The sequence below is a fragment of the Nocardia inohanensis NBRC 100128 genome (genome assembly GCF_001612945.1).
Classification (GTDB): domain Bacteria; phylum Actinomycetota; class Actinomycetes; order Mycobacteriales; family Mycobacteriaceae; genus Nocardia; species Nocardia inohanensis.
The window spans coordinates 306,069-321,575 of record NZ_BDBK01000008.1; the positions used below are offsets into that span (position 1 = coordinate 306,069).

The window sequence follows — 15,507 nt, forward strand, 5'->3', positions numbered from 1 at the left end:
GCCGCCGTGGGCAACGTCATTCGGCCGCCGGGACCAGCGACAGGTTCCAGAAGTCGGCGTAGCGGCCGCCGCGCTCCAGGAGTTCGTCGTGGGTGCCCGCCTCCGCCAGCCGACCGTGGTCGAGGAAGACGACTTGCTCGGCGCGCCGGACGGTGCGCAGGCGGTGGGCGATCATGACCACTGTGCGGCCGGACATCAGGCGTTCGATACCGGCGTGCGCGGCCGCTTCGTTGATCGGGTCCAGGGCCGAGGTCACCTCGTCGAGCAGCACGATGGGTGCGTCTTTGAGGAGCGCGCGGGCGATCGAGACACGTTGGCGCTCACCGCCGGAGAGCAGGGCGCCACCCTCGCCGACATGGGTCGCCCAGCCGTCGGGGAGCCGGTCGATGACCTCGTCGAGGCGGGCGGCGGTGGCGGCGGCGCGGAGCTGGGCGGCGGTGGCGTCGGGGTTGCCGAGGCGGACGTTCTCCTCGATGGTGCCGTCGAAGAGGTACACGTCCTGGAAGACGATGGCGATGCGGGCGATCAGGTCCTCGGTGGCGAGGGCACGCACGTCGGCGCCGCCGATACGGACCGCGCCCGCGTGGACGTCGTGGAAACGCGCGAGTAGTTGCAGGACAGTGGTTTTGCCCGCACCGGAGGGTCCGACGATGGCGAGGCTGCCGCCTTGCGGGACGGACAGGGACAGGTTGTCGATGACCGTGCGGTCGCCGTGCCGGAAGGTGACGGAGTCCAATTCCAGGTCGTGGCGTCGCGGTTGTACGGGTTCGGCGGGTTCCGGGAGCGGTTCGGTGTTCAGCAGGGTTTCGAGTCTCGTCAGCACCGAACGTGCGCCACGCAATTGGCCGCCCATGCCCGCCAGCGACAGCAGCGGGTCGGCGCAGCGGGCGGCCAGTACCAGGATCGCCAGCACCTCTGCCGCGCCGATGGTTTCGCCCAGCACCAGCGAGGCGGCCAGGACCAGCAGCGCGGTGAACATCGCCTGCACGGTCAGGGTGAGGCCGAGAATGCCCGGCAGGGCCGAGACCGCGGATCGGCGGGAGGCGCGCTCGAGGTCTCGCAGCGAGTCGTCGAGCAGGCCGAAGCGTTCGGTGGTGCGGCCGCCGGCCCGCAGGACCGGTTGCGCCTGAAGGTATTCGATGACCCGGCCGGTGGCCTCGTGGGCGCGTTCGGAACCGGCGGCGTCGGCGGCGGCCGTCGCGCGGCCGGTCCAGACCTGGACCGCCACCACCAGCGGGGCGGCGAGCAGCGCGGCCGAGCCCAGCTTCCAGTTGATGGCGAGGATGACCGCGACGATGGTCAGCGGTGTCACGGTGGCGGCGATGAAGGGGGCCAGCAGATGCGCGATCACGCTCATCGCTTCGAGCACACCGCGACTGGCCAAGACGGATACCTCGCCGGTGCGGGTCGAGCTGTACCAGCCGAGCGGCAGGCGGGCCAGGTGGTCGCCGAGGCGGTGGTACATGCCGCGCAGCAGCGTGGTTCCGACACGGAAGCCGGACAGGTCGCTCAGGTAGCGCAGGGTCGCGAAGGCCGCGACGGCGACACCGAAAGCGGTCAGCCAAGGCCAGGCGGCGGCGGGTTGCGGGCCGAGCAGGGCGCGCAGGACCGGAACCAGCAGGGCGTAGGACAGGCCCTCGGCGATGGCGGTCACCGTCATCAGCGCCACGGTGCGGCGCACCGGGGGCGCGTATTCGGGGCCCAGGACGCGGAGCAGTGTGCGAATCATCGGTGTTCGTCTCCTTGCGTTGCACCGGAACGGATTTCGTTCTCACCGGTGCTTGCCGATCGGTGGGATTGCCAGAATTCGGCGAACTTTCCGCCCCGGGCCAGCAGTTCGGCGGGGGCGCCGCGCTCGGTGATCACGCCGTCTTCCAGCACCGCGACGGTGTCGGCATCGGCGACCGTTTCCAGGCGGTGAGCGATGACCAGGATGGTGCGATTGCCCGCCAGTGTCGAAAGAGCCTCGCGCACAGCCTGTTCGGTGTGCGGGTCGGCGAAGGCGGTGGCCTCGTCGAGGACCAGGACGGGTGCGTCGGCGAGCAAGGCCCGGGCCAGCGAAATGCGTTGCGCCTCACCGCCGGAGAGTCCGGCATCCAACCCGATTACCGAGTCGTAGCCGCGGGGCAGTTCGAGGATTCGATCGTGGATGTGCGCCAGGCGGGCGGCGCGCACCACCGCATCGCGATCGGCGTGCGGGTCGGCCAGGGCGATATTCTCCGCGATCGAGGCGCGCAGCAACCGGACGTCCTGGAAGACGAAGGAGACGGTGCGATACAGCTCTTGGCTGCCGAGTTCGCGCAGGTCGACTCCGCCCAGCCGGACCGAGCCGTGGGTGGGGTCGAAGAAGCGGGGAAGCAATTGCACGAGAGTGGATTTGCCACTGCCGGACGGGCCCACCAACGCCGTGACCGTGCCCGGTTCGAGCTCCAGATCGACCCCGCGCAGTACCTCACGCTCGGTGTCGTAGCCGAATCGGACGCCACGGAACTCCACCCGATGCCCTTGCGGCGCACGCGGATGCGCGGGCTCGGGCAGGGACGGCTCGGCCAGCACATCCCGGATGCGGCCGAGGGCGCGGGCGGCGGACTGCATATCGTCGAAACCGTGGCCCAGGGCGGCCACCGGGGCGGTCAGGCCCAGGCCCAGCAGCAGGAACGGCAGCAGGTCGGCGGGGGCCAGCGAGCCGTCGGTGATCAGCACCGCGCCGCCGGTGAGCACGATCAGCAGCACGAACGGCGGCGAGAGCACCAGTTGCATGGCCGCGGCGATCGGGGCCAGACCGCGGACCCAGCGGAAGAAGGTGGCGACGAAATCGTCCACGGCCGTGCGGAAGGCGTGATGGGCGCGGCCGGAACCGCCGAACACCTTCACCACCGCGATACCCTGCACGAACTCGATCACCGAGCTGGCGACCCGGCCCATCGCGGCGTCGAAGCCTTCCTGTTCGCGCAGGCGGGGCGGGGTCATCATGAGGGGGACCAGGGCTACGGCCAGGACCACCGGAATCAAGGTGATCAATGTGAGCCGCCAGTCGATGCTGAACAGGTAGATCAGCGACACCAACGGCACCACGAACGCCGAGACCACCTCGCCGGGGGTGTGGGCGATGAACGGGTGCACGGCGCTCACGTCGTCGCCGACCAGTTGTGCCAGCTCACCGGTGCGGCGACGCGAGAACCAGCCGATCGGTACCCGGCCCAGCCGCTGCGCCAGCTGCCGGCGCAGCGACAACTGCACGCGGCTGTCCAGCAGATGACCGAGGCCCGACGACGCGGCCGTGAACAGCAGGCGGATCAGTAATCCGGCGGCGCCGGCGAGCACCGCGAGCCACACGTGCCGGTGATCGACCGGGCCCGGCGCCAGCAGCACCCGCCCCAATTCGACCACCGCCAGCAGCGGGGCCAATCCCGCGACCGCACCGATGATCTGGAAGATCACCACGGCCGCGAATCCGCCCAGATACGGGCGCACGATATCGGAAACACGCTCTCCGGCAATGGCATCGGGCTCTCTCGGTGGGTCCGCCCGCCGTGCTTCGGTGACCTCGGTGACGGTCATCGCCGCCCCCATTCCTGCGCGCACATCTCTCGCACGACCGCACTCCAGACTCTTCGGCGGCCACCGCTTCCCGGCGGCCTACCGATACCCTGGCAAGCGTGACCCCCGACGCGCTTTCGGAAACCTGCGGTCCCGCGCGGACCCCGGTGGCTTGGATGCGGCCCGGCCACATCGGCTACATCGGCCCGGACCTGCGCGTCGAACCGCATTCGCCGTCGGTCGCCATGCTCACCATCGGGTTGGAAGCGCCGCTCATCGTGCACACCCCGCAGGGACCGATCACCACCCGCAGCTCCTTCGCGCCCGCCCGCACCACCCAGCGCGCCGTCGCGACCGAGGGCTGGATCCTGACCCTGTTCGTCGACCCGGCGGGCGCGCCCGCCACCGCCATCGCCGATGAGATGCGCACCGCCGCAGGGCGTTTCGGACTCTCACACCGCCGCGAACGCGAACTCGTCGACCTGTGCCACCGCGCGCTGGTGGACCCGGACCACGTCTACGCCCGCGCCATCGCCGGCGCCGCACCCGCCACCGACCCTCGCATCGACCGCATCGCCGCGGTCATCCGCACCGACCCGGCCCGCCCCTTCCGCGCCGACCACATCGCCGCCAACCTCGGCCTGTCCACCACCCATTTCCTGCGCCTGTTCGCCACCCAGTGCGGCACCACCTTCCGCGGCTACCAACGCTGGAACCGCCTGGTTCACACCGTCGCCGCCGCCGTCTCCGGCCAAGACCTCACCCGCTCCGCCATCGACGCCGGGTTCGCCACCCCCTCGCACTTCAGCGAAACCTTCCGCGACATGATCGGCGTCCCCGCCACCCGAATCCTGCGCGCCGGCATCCACTTCGACCTCGGCGACCTTGCCGCCCAGGCCGAAAGTCACGGCATGTGGACCGGTCAGGCAGACTGAGGGGATGGGTTCGTCGCCGACTCGACCTAGTGCCGCTGAGCTGGCGGCCGCGCAGGACAAGACGGTTCCCGATGTGATCGGCCCGGGGTTGCGGGTGTTGTTCTGCGGCATCAATCCGGGGTTGTGGTCGGGGGCGACAGGGTTGCATTTCGCGCGGCCCGGCAATCGGTTCTGGCCGGCGTTGTATCGGTCCGGGTTCACGCCGCGTCAGTTGCGCCCCGACGAGCAGGATGAACTGCTCGGATTGGGGCTCGGTATCACCAATGTCGCCACTCGGACCACGGCTCGGGCCGATCAGCTCAGCAGTGCGGAGTTGCGGGCGGGTGGGCTCGAGTTGGTCGAGCGGGTGCAGCGGTTTCGGCCGCAGGTGCTGGCGGTGCTGGGGATCGGTGCGTATCGCACTGCGTTCGGGCGGCCCAAAACCGCGGTCGGGCCGCAATCGGAGCGGATCGGGGATACCTCGATTTGGGTGCTGCCCAATCCCAGTGGGTTGAACGCGCATTACACACCCGAGGCCCTCGCCGGTGAATTCCGCACTCTCCGTTCGGCTCTCGACAAGGGCGGGCCCGCTACTTCTTGATCGCGTGCCGGGCGGACAGGTCGGCGGTCCAGAGCGGTTGGAGCATGTGCCAGTCGGCGGGATGGGCGGCGATATTCGCGGCGAAGCGGTCGGCCAGGGTTTGGGTGGCGGGTTCGACACCGGCCGAGGTGTCGATGGGCGCGCCGATGGAGAAGCCCCAGCCGCCGGGGGTGAACCAGCAGTGCACGGGCAGCAGTGCCGCGCCCGTTTCGATGGCCAGGCGGGCAGGTCCGGCGGGCATGCTGGTCTGTTCGCCGAAGAAGGTGACGGGTACGCCGTTGCCGGACAGGTCCCGCTCACCGAGCAGGCCGACCACGCGGCCCTGCCGCAGTCGCTGGGCGAGCAGTTCGAACGGGGGAGCGGAACCGCCTGTGAGCGGGATGATTTCGAATCCGATGCCTTCACGGAAGCGGACGAAGCGGCGGAAAAGGGATTCGGGGGCCAGGCGCTCGGCCACCACGGTCGGGGTGCCGATCCGCTGCACCACCCACACCCCGGCGAGATCCCAGTTGCCGCTGTGCGGCAGCGCCAGCACCACGCCGCGGCCCGCTGCGACGGCGTCGTGGACATGTTCGATACCCAGAGCCGAACGCTCGATCTCGTCGGCCAATGCGACCGGATCCATTCCGGGTAACCGGAACGCTTCCCGCCAGTATCGCGCGTAGGAGCGCAGGCTGTCCCTGATCAGTTCGTCGGGCACCTGCTGGGGCGGCACTCCGATCACCCGGGACAGGTTGCGCCGCAACTGTTTCGGCCCGCCGTCACGCCGGGCGGCACGATCGGCCGCGGCGTCGAAGAGCTTGACGGCCAGCCGCTCCGGCATGGCCCGCACCAGCCGCCATCCTGCCGCATATGTCAGATCCGGCACTCGATCGCGAAGGCCCATGCCGCGATTCTCCACCGAAGGCGGCGCCGTTCAGTCGCGTTTCGCGATTGCCGGGGCGGGCGGCCGTGTCGCGGCCACCGCGACCACAGCCATCGGCAGACCTGGCGTGGTGTGCAGGACCGCCGCGCTCAGGCCGCGACCACCGGCCTGGGTCGCGGCAGCGCGGAAGTGGCGGAATCGGGCGTTCGGGGCTCGGTATCGCGGTGCGGCGGTTCGGGATTCACCACCGCGCGCCAGGTGGTGGGTGCGTGCAGTTCGCGGACCCGCAGGCCCGCGACCCGGGCGAGGATCAGGCCGATGGCGAGGGCGGCGAGCGCCGAAACCGCGCCGCCGGCCGCGAATCCCACACGCGCGCCGTAGGTGTCGGTGATCCAGCCGACCAGGGGCGCGCCGATCGGGGTGCCGCCGGTGAACACCATCATGTACAGCGCCATGACGCGGCCGCGCATGACCGGGTCGGTGGCCAGCTGGATCGAGGAGTTGGCGGTGACGTTCACCGTCAGGCCGAACATGCCGATCGGGATGAGCAGCAGTGCGAAGAGCCAGAAGGACGGCGTCAGCGCGGCCACGATCTCGAGCAGGCCGAAGATCAGCGCCGCGGCGACCAGCATGCGCAGGCGTGAGGTGGCGCGGCGCGCGGCGAGCAGGGCGCCGGCCAGGGAACCCGCCGCCATCAGGGTGTTGAGCAGGCCGTATGTCTGTGCGCCCGAATGGAAGACGTTGTGGGTGAAGGCGGTGAGCCAGATCGCGAAATTGAATCCGAAGGTGCCGATGAAACCGACGAGCACGATCGGCCAGAGCAGGTCGGGGCGGCCCGCGACATAGCGCAGCCCTTCGCGCAACTGGCCCTTGCCGCGCGGGGTGCGCTCGACTTCACGCAGTTCGGTGGTGCGCATCAACAGCAACGCCGCGATCGGGGCCAGGAAGGACAGTCCGTTGAACACGAACGCGTACCCGCTGCCGACCGCCCCGATCAGCACACCCGCGACCGCGGGACCGACGAGCCGGGCGGATTGAAAGTTCGCCGAGTTCAAGCTGACCGCGTTCGACAGCTGATCCGGGCCGACCATCTCCGAAACGAAGGTCTGGCGGGCCGGATTGTCCACGACCGTGACCAGGCCGAGCACGAAAGCGGTTGCGTAGACATGCCATACGTGAACTTGGCCGGTGAGGGTGAGAATGCCCAGCGCGAGCCCGGTGGCGCCCATCGCGGACTGGGTGAACAGCAGCAGTGGTCGTTTGGGCAGCCGGTCGACCAGCACGCCGCCGTACAGGCCGAACAGGAGCATCGGCAGGAATTGCAGAGCCGTCGTGATGCCGACCGCGGCGGCCGATCCGGTGAGGCTGAGCACCAGCCAGTCCTGTGCGATCCGCTGCATCCAGGTGCCGATATTGGAGACGACCTGACCGGTGAAGAACAGGCGGTAGTTGCGGATTCGCAGGGAGCCGAAGGTGCTGCGCGGGGGAGCGTCGCCGGGAGTGTGCGGATCGACGGACTGGGGCGCTACGACTCCCGGCCTCACAGGTTTGCCTCCAAAGGTGCGACGGTTCACAGGTGTGCGGGTCTGCGCCCTGCACCGCAACCGCCCCGGAGGGGGTGAAAACAGCCCACGCCCATCGGACGTTCGGACTCGGATATCGCCGCTCGGAGAGAATCGACAGACCCGCATGCGGTCCGGCAAGGGTCCATCCGGACAGGCACTACGACGTCGTCGGCGCGGCCGGGAAACCCAACACTTTCCTTAGGCTAATCAATTTGCTCCGCAGATGCCACCGAATTTGGCGACGCTCACAGCGATGGAAACCGACTCACCGCCAACGCCGGTCGCAAACCCTCGGTAATCATCGCGCTGCGCGGCATAGTTGGAGCCAACCCATCCCGTCACAGCGAAAGGGCTATGCCGTGGCTGCATCCAAGCGCGTCACCGATGCGGGGGAGCTGACCGAAGCGCTCGCTTCGGGGGCAACCGAGATCATCGTCGAAGGGCAGATCACGGGCATGCCGATGATCACCCTGCCGCCCGGCGTGACGATACGGGGCGGAGTATTGCGATTCGGCGCCAAGGGAATTCGATTGACCAGCAACAACACTCTCGACGGTGTCACCGTGCTGACCGAGCCCGACGAGGTCGCCATCGGCAACGACACCTCGGTACCGGCCCTCGGCACGTTGACGCTGCGTGATGTGCGCACCGTCGGGCAGGTGCTGCTGACCGCCGAGCACGCCGTTCGAGCGGGCGACCTGCGGATCGAGGGACTGCGCATCGATCAGGCGGATGTGCGCGGGCGGGTGGACCGGCCGTACGGGTTCGGCGTCGAGGCGCTCCAAGGCGCGCTGACGGTGTGGAACTTGCAGTCCGATCCGGCGGTGACGATCACCGCCGAACTGCTCGATATCGCCGCGGGCACCGCCGGACGCCCGATCCGGGGCAGCGGCGTCTTCGTCGGCGGTCACAGTGCGACGGGTGAGGGCGGCGTCCTGCGCGTCTCGCACCTGCGCACCGGCGAGATCCATACCGACGGCGGCATTCCCACAGGCACACCGGATCTCATCTCCGGCGGCGTATTCGTCATCCACGGCGCCGTAGTAGAGAGGGTGACGAACGCCGGGCCCGTCACCACCCACGGCCAGAACGATATGGTGCTCGACAATTGGGGTGACGTGACGACTTGGACTGCCACCCAGCCGATCACCTCGCACGGCCCCAGCGGTATCGGCTTCGTCAACTTCGGTGCGCTGGACCGGCTCGACGTTCGCGCACCCATCGCCACCCACGGCACCGGCGCTCGCGGCTTCAACCTCTACGACGGAACGCTGCGCGAGGCGAACTTCACCGATATCACCACCACCGGCGACGGATCGGTCGGCGTCCAGATCAGCAAACCCCTTGGGACACTGACGATCTCCGGGAACCTGACCACCCGGGGCGGCACCGGCATCAGCCTGGTCAAGGGCGTGCAGACCCGGCTCAGCGCGGTGGCATTGAGCATCAAACCCGGTGCCAGGATCGATCGCATCGCCGTCGGCGGGTCCATCGAATCCGCCGGTGACGAGGTGACCGCCGTCGAACTCGAGGGGGTGGTGGGCGACTTCTCGGTCACCGGCGGAATCCGTGCCTCCGGCAAGAACTCCGACGCCGTCCATGTGGCGGGCGAGGTGCCAGGACTCGACGCGATCATGCTGACTGTCGCGGACGGGCGACCGATTGTTCGTTCGTAGTATCTCCGGCGCGGAGTGGTTCGCCGACGTGGTGGAGGTGTTTCAGCGCTTCACGGTAGGAGGAGATCAACCCTGTCTCGTGGTAGGCGACCCCGATATCGGCGCAGTAGCTGCGGACGATCACCTGGGCGCGGCGCAGGTTCGGGGTCGGCATGCTCGGGAACAGGTGGTGCTCGATCTGATAGTTGAGCCCGCCGAGCGCGAAATCCGTCCACACCCCGCCGCGCACATTGCGGGAGGTCAGCACCTGGCGGCGCAGGTAGTCGGGGCGATCGTCACCGGTGAGAGTCGGCATGCCCTTGTGGTTCGGGGCGAATATGCAGCCCATGTACAGGCCGAACAGAGCCTGATGCACCGCCAGGAACACAATGGCCTTGCCGGCGGGCAGCACCATGAACAGCCCGGACAGATAGGCGGTGACGTGCACGAAGAGCAGCGCGCCCTCCAGCCCGCGGTGCTTGAGCGAGCGTGATCCGAGCGCACGGACGCCCGCGATGTGGAGGTTGAGCCCTTCCAACGCCAACAGCGGGAAGAACAGGAACGCCTGCATCCGCCCGATGATTCGAGCCGGACCGCGGCTGGCTCGCGCCTGCCGTTGCGACCAGACCAGAATGTCGGGCGCGACATCGGGATCGAGTTCCTCGTGGTTCGGATTGGCGTGATGGCGTGTGTGTTTGTCCTGCCACCACCCGTAACCCAAACCGATACCCGCATTGCCGACCACCCGGCCGACGACCTCCGTCGTGCGCCGCGTCCGGAACACCTGGCGGTGTGCCACATCGTGCATGACGAGCGCGACCTGAGCGAAGGCCACGGCCATGAATGCCGCCACCGCGAGCGTCCACCACGAGTCGCCGATCAGAACGAACGCCGCCCAACCGGCCACGAACCCGAACCCGACCAGGCTCAGCCGGACCGCGTAATAGCCTGGCCGCCGCCGCATCAGCCCCGCTTCGGAGATCCGGCGCAACAGTCGAGAGTAATCCCCGTCCCCACCGCGTCGCGAGGACGGCGGAGCGGGCTCGGGAACCAAAGCAGAGGTCGTCATGAGTCTTCCTGACAGCTGAGTCGCGATGCCACCGTCACCCGGAAATCGGTGCGGGGGAGAACGATTCGAAGCTATCGGCAGAATTCTCGTCCGAAGTAGTACCCGGGTACGGCATGGAGTAGAACCCTGGCGTGATAAACGAAGAAAGCCGCTGCGATGCAGCGGCTTTCGTCTGTGTCCGGAGGGGGACTTGAACCCCCACGCCCTAATACGGGCACTAGCACCTCAAGCTAGCGCGTCTGCCATTCCGCCACCCGGACCGGTGATGTGACACAAGATTAGCCGAGGCTTACGGTGGAATGGAAATCGGTGGGTTGACCTGTGGTTTTGGTGAGGCGGGGGTGGTTACTTCTTGATGAAGATGCCGGCGATGTCGGCGTTCTTGATGGGGGTGTCGGAGTTGGCTTGGATCTGGCAGAGGGTTTGGACGGCGGCCATGGTGAAATCGACTGAGGTGCCGGTGGGTTCGTTGTCGTTGCCGGCCTGCTGCTTGATGAATTTGGTGACGGTGACGCGTTGGGTGTCGGGCTGCTGGGTGAGGTATTCGCTGCACTTGGTGTCGCCGCCCTTGTTGAGCGCCTTCTCTACCTCGGAGCAGCCGGACAACAGGGTCACGGCGAAGGTGGCGGTGGCCGCGGCGGTGGCCCAGCGCAGGGTGTTCATTTTCAGTCCTTCGGATCGTGGCGCGCCGGAGGGGTCGGCGCGATCGCACGTCAGCGTAGAGCGCCGCGATCGCCGGGCAATCCTGGCTGGACCCTGATCTTCGGGAGTCTTGGTGTGAGTTGGGTCACTATTCGGCGGCGAGGGCGGCTCGCCAGACGCGGGCCTCGCTGATCTTGCCGCGGCGCTCCAGGACCGCGGCGAGGCCCGCCATGGCGCGGACGTCGCCGTGGTCGGCGGCGGTGCGCCACCAGTGTTCGGCTTCGGCGAATTCGCCCTGCCGGAAGCGCACCACGCCGAGGTCGTAGGCGGCGCCGAGGTGACCGAAAGCGGCTGCCTGACGCCATAATTCGCAGGCTTGGCGCTCTTCGCCGCGGCCGTGCATGGCCACGCCGAGGTCGTAGAGCGCGCCTTGGTAGCGGCCCGCCTCGACCGGTGGTTCGGGTGGCGCGGCAGTGGGGGCGATACCGAGTTCGACGACCAGTTCCCCGAAGTCGGGCGGCCCGACGCCGGTGCTGCAATGCAGGACCGTGCAGGCGGGTTCGCGGGTGACGAGCATGCCGTAATTGCCCGACCAGGACAGCACCGCGCCGGTGTCGTCGACCCACACCGGGGTCAGGGTGATGGCGGCGTCTGCGGTCGGGCAGATCTGGAGGCCGATGCCGCCGGACATGGCATCGGACCAGACGTCAACCCCCATCAACTGGCGGCCGTGCAACAGGACATGTCCGGCATCCACGGAGAGGCCGATGCCGAGGCTGTGCACACCGCGGCGCGGGGCGGCGGTGCGCAGGTTGAGCGTGACGGTGGTGGGGGAGAGCCCGATCGCTGCGCTGTGCACCGGGTAGACCTTGGCTCCGTTCCAGGTCACAGGCTCGGCGCCGGCATATCGATCGGCCAGGGGCGGTGCGGTCGATACCGGTTCGGCGTACGAGTTCGACCCCTTCATTGCCCCGCCTTCCACCGGTGCGCGCGTGCTGTCGCGGCCCACCGTAGACCCCCTCACGCCCGCTGAACCAGGTATTTGCCAGGTGTCCCCGCCAGATAACTTCTGGTCGGATGACCTGCTCTTTTCGGCGCTCCGACCGTGATCGCTGGACGAGTTCCCCTGGTCCGCGCGGTGTGTCGTAACCGCGTGGCGGCCGGTGTCCTGTTTACTCGACGCCGACGTACCAGCGAACGAGTGAAAGGTAAGGACATATGGCTCTGCCCACCATGACCCCCGAACAACGCTCCGAGGCGCTGGCCAAGGCCGCCGCGGTGCGCAAGGCGCGCTCCGAGTTGATCGCGCAGGTCAAGAAGGGGTCGGTCAGCCTGGCCGAGGTCCTGAAGCGTGCCGACAAGGAGGACCTGGTCAAGAAGACGAAGGTGGCCGCGGTCATCAAGGCCCTGCCGGGCATCGGCCCGGTCAAGGCCGCCAAGCTCATGGACGAGGCGGAGATCCCCGCCGATCGTCGCATCGGCGGACTGGGTTCGCGGCAGCGCGCCGCGCTGCTGGAGGCGTTGAACGCCTGAGTCTCGGGGGTCGCCGCCCGGGTCGGAACTCGACCCGGCGGCAACCGCCCCGACCGCGGACCGGATGAAAAACAACAGGTAGACGGCCGATTTGGTCCAGGCGGTCTGATCCGATAGCCTTGCTGAGCACACCAGTCGGGGTGGCGGAATGGCAGACGCGCTAGCTTGAGGTGCTAGTGTCCTTAGGGACGTGGGGGTTCAAGTCCCCCTCTCGACACAACTGTGAGACAACGGGCGGTTTCGGAAGAAGTTCCGAAACCGCCCGTTTCTTGTTGCCGGCCACCGCGGTATCACCGTCGGCGAATCACCCCAGCGTGAAAGTGGCACTGCCGCTGATCTGTTCCAGCTCCCGCTGCGAACCGTCGTCGTACAGGGTCACGATCTTGGCCTCCACCCGGCCGGCTCCCGGCGCCATCCCGAAACCGGTGATCACCCCGTCGGGAGCCTGCTGGATTTCGCCGCGCTCGTTGATCTGGTGCGACTGGCCGTTGGTATTGCCGGAATCCAGGTTTCGCCAGCGCACCGCGACGCGGTACTTGCTACAGAACTCGCCGTCCTGCGTGATCCGCACGCGGACGCCGAACTGACCGGACTGCGGCTGGGGTACGACCGTGGCATTGATGATCGCCGCGCAGCTGGGGCCCGGGATGCGGGTGAGGGTGGTGGAGAAGATGGTGGCCTGGTCGCTGGGGAGAGCGGTGGCGGGACCGGTGAAGCCGACCAGGGCCGCGACGGCCGATGCGGCGACGACGCCGGCGCGAAGGAGCATCGACGACTTGCGGGCGGGGCTCTGCGTTGTACTCATGACCAGTGCGTCGGTACCGGACCGGCGATCATTAGCACAAGCAACTAACCCGACTTTTGGGGGCACCCTGCTCGTTAACGTCCGAAATACTCAGCGCGACAACGATGTCCGCGCACGCGTGGCCGGGCCCGCCGTCATCCCAGGACCGCGGCGAGGTCGAGGTCGGGCAGGCGGGCGGGGTCGGAGAAGATGTCGATGGCGACGATGCGATCCGCCACGATGGTGAAGCTCATGATCGAGAACGGCTTGCCGTCGACCGTATTGACCAGTCCGGCAACGCTGTTGACCACCGCGGGATGGGTGCGGCTGAGGGTGGCCATGCGCTGGAAGGTGTCGGCCATGCCCGCGACGGCGAGCGAACCGCGGACCGAGCGCAGGGTTCCGGAATCGGCGCGCAGCACCACCTCCGGATCGAGGATGGTCAGCAGCGCTTCGAAATCGCCTTCGCGGGCGGCGGCCAGGAAGGCGTCCACCACGCGGCGCTGACGGGGACGGTCCGGGCTCGGGGCCGGCAGGTCGCCGCGCACCCGGCGGCGGGCCTGGCTGGCCAGTTTCTTGGCGGTTTGCGGCGTGCGGTCCATGATCGGGGCGATCTGCTCGTAGGGCATGGCGAACATGTCGTGCAGGACGAAGGCCAGGCGCTCGGCGGGGCTCAGCGATTCGAGCACGATGAGCAGGCCCGAGCCGACCGAATCGGCGAGCAGCGCTTCCTGTTCCGGGTCCGGGGTGCTGACGCTGGTGACCACCGGGTCGGGGAGCCGCTCGACCTCCAGGGGCTCCTCGTGCCGGGTCTTGCGGGAGCGCAGCATATCCAGGCAGACGCGCCCGACCACCGTGGTCAGCCAGCCGCCCAGATTGTCGATCTCGGCGGAGCCGTTGCGGGCCAGCCGCAGCCAGGCTTCCTGCACCGCGTCGTCGGCATCGGTGAGCGAGCCGAGCATGCGGTGCGCGACCGCACGCAGATGTGTGCGGTGCTCCTCGAAACGGTCGGCCAGGTAGTGGTCGTCGTGCACGGATTCCTCCTCGATCGATACATCCCTCTCGGATGACGGATCAACCCGGCGAAATGTGACAGTCACGTTCTCGCGCCGCCGTACGTCAAGGCAGGAGAACAGGCTGAGCGAGAGGAACGGGACTGTGGGTGCGATCGAGATCAAGGGCACCGTCGCCGACGGATTCGAGGCGGTGCGAACCGAATTCGCCGCCGTGGTGGCCGAGGCGGACGGGGAATCCGGTGCGCAATTGGCCGCGTATGTGCGAGGGCGGCGCGTGGTGGATCTGTGGTCCGGCGCGGAGGTCACCGGTACCACCTTGACCGGTTTGCATTCCTCGACCAAGGGCGCTTCGGGCCTGGTGGTGGCGTTGCTCATCCAGGACGGGGTGCTCGCGGTGGACCGCCCGGTCGCCGAGTACTGGCCCGCGTTCGCGGCGGCGGGCAAGGAGCACATCACGATCCGCGATGTGCTCACGCACCGTTCGGGCGTCATCAATGCCGACGGCGGCTTCACGCTGGCGGATCTGGCCGACGACCGGGTCATCGCCGAACGACTGGTGGCTCAACGCCCGTTCTTCGCACCCGGTACCGCGCAGGGCTATGGCGGATTCGTGACCTACGCGATCATCGGCGAAGTGGTGCGGGCGATCACCGGCAGCACCGTTCAGCAATTGTTCGAGCAGCGGATCCGGGCCCCGTACGAGCTGGATGTGTATCTGGGGCTGCCGGAGGAACTGGACCACCGCTATCTGCCGATCCTGCCTTGGCACGCTACCCCGGAGATGGAGTCCGCTTTCGCCGCGAATTCGCCCAACCCGTACGGGATTCCGGGCATCGCCTACAACCTCAACGCCCGTGGATTCACCCCCGCCGATGTGATGGCGCTGCCCAATGACACCCGATTGCGGCGTCTCGGTCAGGCGTCTGCGGGCGGCGTCGGCAGTGCGCGCGGGCTGGCGGCCATGTACGCGGCGGCGATCTCCGGTCTCGACGGCCGGCCGCCGCTGTTGTCCCTGGACACCATCGCCATAGTCTCCGAGATCCATTCCAGTGGCACCGATCTGGTGCGCGGCGACAATGCCCCCTACGCACTGGGTTTCGAAGCCGAGACGCTGATCCACCCGTTCCTCGGCGTGCACGCCTTCGGGCATACCGGCTCAGCCGGCTCGGACGGTTTCGCCGACCCGCACACCGGGCTGACCTACGGATACACCCGCCGCCGTGCCGCTTTCGCCTTCAACGCCCCCGAAAACGCCCGGCTGGCAGCGGTATTGCAGCACGCCGCGAACGCCACCGCCGGCCCGCGCGCGGCATGAGACGACCG

At 68.3% G+C, this 15,507-nt stretch carries 14 protein-coding genes and 2 tRNA genes; 6 read left to right on the forward strand and 10 right to left on the reverse strand.

Annotation, left to right across the window (positions count from 1 at the left end; all coding sequences use genetic code 11):
• Nucleotides 1-16 precede the first annotated feature (16 nt).
• Both NI1_RS17230 and NI1_RS17235 read right to left on the reverse strand, forming a co-directional pair.
• A complete protein-coding gene (locus NI1_RS17230; protein ID WP_067821354.1) occupies nt 17-1,729 on the reverse strand; it encodes an ABC transporter ATP-binding protein in 1,713 nt (570 codons plus the stop codon).
• A complete protein-coding gene (locus tag NI1_RS17235; RefSeq protein WP_067822473.1) occupies nt 1,726-3,561 on the reverse strand; it encodes an ABC transporter ATP-binding protein in 1,836 nt (611 codons plus the stop codon). Before NI1_RS17235 ends, NI1_RS17230 begins: the two co-directional genes overlap by 4 nt.
• Nucleotides 3,562-3,659: 98 nt before the next feature.
• Here NI1_RS17235 and NI1_RS17240 point away from each other — a divergent pair, with 98 nt between their 5' ends.
• Entirely contained in the window at nt 3,660-4,475 is an 816-nt protein-coding gene (locus tag NI1_RS17240; RefSeq protein ID WP_157535164.1) for an AraC family transcriptional regulator, read from the forward strand.
• A gap of 4 nt (nt 4,476-4,479) precedes the next feature.
• On the forward strand, nt 4,480-5,055 hold the full coding sequence (mug, locus tag NI1_RS17245; protein WP_067821360.1) for a G/U mismatch-specific DNA glycosylase: 576 nt from the start codon (nt 4,480-4,482) through the stop codon (nt 5,053-5,055).
• On the opposite strand, the gene NI1_RS17250 is transcribed toward mug, so the two are convergent.
• Both NI1_RS17250 and NI1_RS17255 read right to left on the reverse strand, forming a co-directional pair.
• A complete protein-coding gene (locus NI1_RS17250; RefSeq protein ID WP_067822476.1) occupies nt 5,045-5,941 on the reverse strand; it encodes a phosphatidylinositol mannoside acyltransferase in 897 nt (298 codons plus the stop codon). The two genes, mug and NI1_RS17250, sit on opposite strands and share 11 nt — an antisense overlap.
• A gap of 128 nt (nt 5,942-6,069) precedes the next feature.
• Nucleotides 6,070-7,464: an MFS transporter gene (locus tag NI1_RS17255; RefSeq protein ID WP_084523348.1), complete on the reverse strand. Its 1,395-nt coding sequence runs from the start codon at nt 7,462-7,464 to the stop codon at nt 6,070-6,072.
• 380 nt (nt 7,465-7,844) lie between these two features.
• Between NI1_RS17255 and NI1_RS17260 the strand changes: the two genes are divergently transcribed.
• Nucleotides 7,845-9,161: a hypothetical protein gene (locus tag NI1_RS17260; RefSeq protein ID WP_067821363.1), complete on the forward strand. Its 1,317-nt coding sequence runs from the start codon at nt 7,845-7,847 to the stop codon at nt 9,159-9,161.
• Here NI1_RS17260 and NI1_RS17265 read toward each other — a convergent pair.
• The 4 genes from NI1_RS17265 to NI1_RS17280 form a co-directional block, all read right to left on the reverse strand.
• Nucleotides 9,118-10,209, reverse strand: coding sequence for a fatty acid desaturase family protein (locus NI1_RS17265; RefSeq protein ID WP_067821366.1), 1,092 nt, complete (start codon nt 10,207-10,209; stop codon nt 9,118-9,120). The two genes, NI1_RS17260 and NI1_RS17265, sit on opposite strands and share 44 nt — an antisense overlap.
• A gap of 175 nt (nt 10,210-10,384) precedes the next feature.
• Nucleotides 10,385-10,469 (reverse strand) — tRNA-Leu (locus NI1_RS17270).
• An 85-nt stretch (nt 10,470-10,554) separates the two neighbouring features.
• Nucleotides 10,555-10,872, reverse strand: a complete 318-nt coding sequence (locus NI1_RS17275; RefSeq protein WP_067821369.1) for a hypothetical protein — start codon at nt 10,870-10,872, stop codon at nt 10,555-10,557.
• Nucleotides 10,873-10,999: 127 nt separating this feature from the next.
• The gene (locus NI1_RS17280) at nt 11,000-11,818 is read right to left on the reverse strand and encodes a hypothetical protein (protein ID WP_157535165.1); all 819 of its coding nucleotides are present in this window, start codon (nt 11,816-11,818) and stop codon (nt 11,000-11,002) included.
• Between the two features lie 251 nt (nt 11,819-12,069).
• On the opposite strand from NI1_RS17280, the gene mihF reads away from it, so the two are divergent.
• Nucleotides 12,070-12,384, forward strand: coding sequence for an integration host factor, actinobacterial type (mihF, locus tag NI1_RS17285; RefSeq protein ID WP_067708976.1), 315 nt, complete (start codon nt 12,070-12,072; stop codon nt 12,382-12,384).
• Nucleotides 12,385-12,518: 134 nt separating this feature from the next.
• Nucleotides 12,519-12,601, forward strand: a tRNA-Leu gene (locus NI1_RS17290).
• Nucleotides 12,602-12,688: 87 nt separating this feature from the next.
• On the opposite strand, the gene NI1_RS17295 is transcribed toward NI1_RS17290, so the two are convergent.
• Both NI1_RS17295 and NI1_RS17300 read right to left on the reverse strand, forming a co-directional pair.
• Entirely contained in the window at nt 12,689-13,189 is a 501-nt protein-coding gene (locus NI1_RS17295; RefSeq protein WP_245663267.1) for a hypothetical protein, read from the reverse strand.
• 134 nt (nt 13,190-13,323) lie between these two features.
• Nucleotides 13,324-14,202, reverse strand: a complete 879-nt coding sequence (locus NI1_RS17300; protein ID WP_067821378.1) for a sigma-70 family RNA polymerase sigma factor — start codon at nt 14,200-14,202, stop codon at nt 13,324-13,326.
• A 124-nt stretch (nt 14,203-14,326) separates the two neighbouring features.
• On the opposite strand from NI1_RS17300, the gene NI1_RS17305 reads away from it, so the two are divergent.
• Nucleotides 14,327-15,499, forward strand: a complete 1,173-nt coding sequence (locus NI1_RS17305; RefSeq protein ID WP_067821380.1) for a serine hydrolase domain-containing protein — start codon at nt 14,327-14,329, stop codon at nt 15,497-15,499.
• Nucleotides 15,500-15,507: the final 8 nt, after the last annotated feature.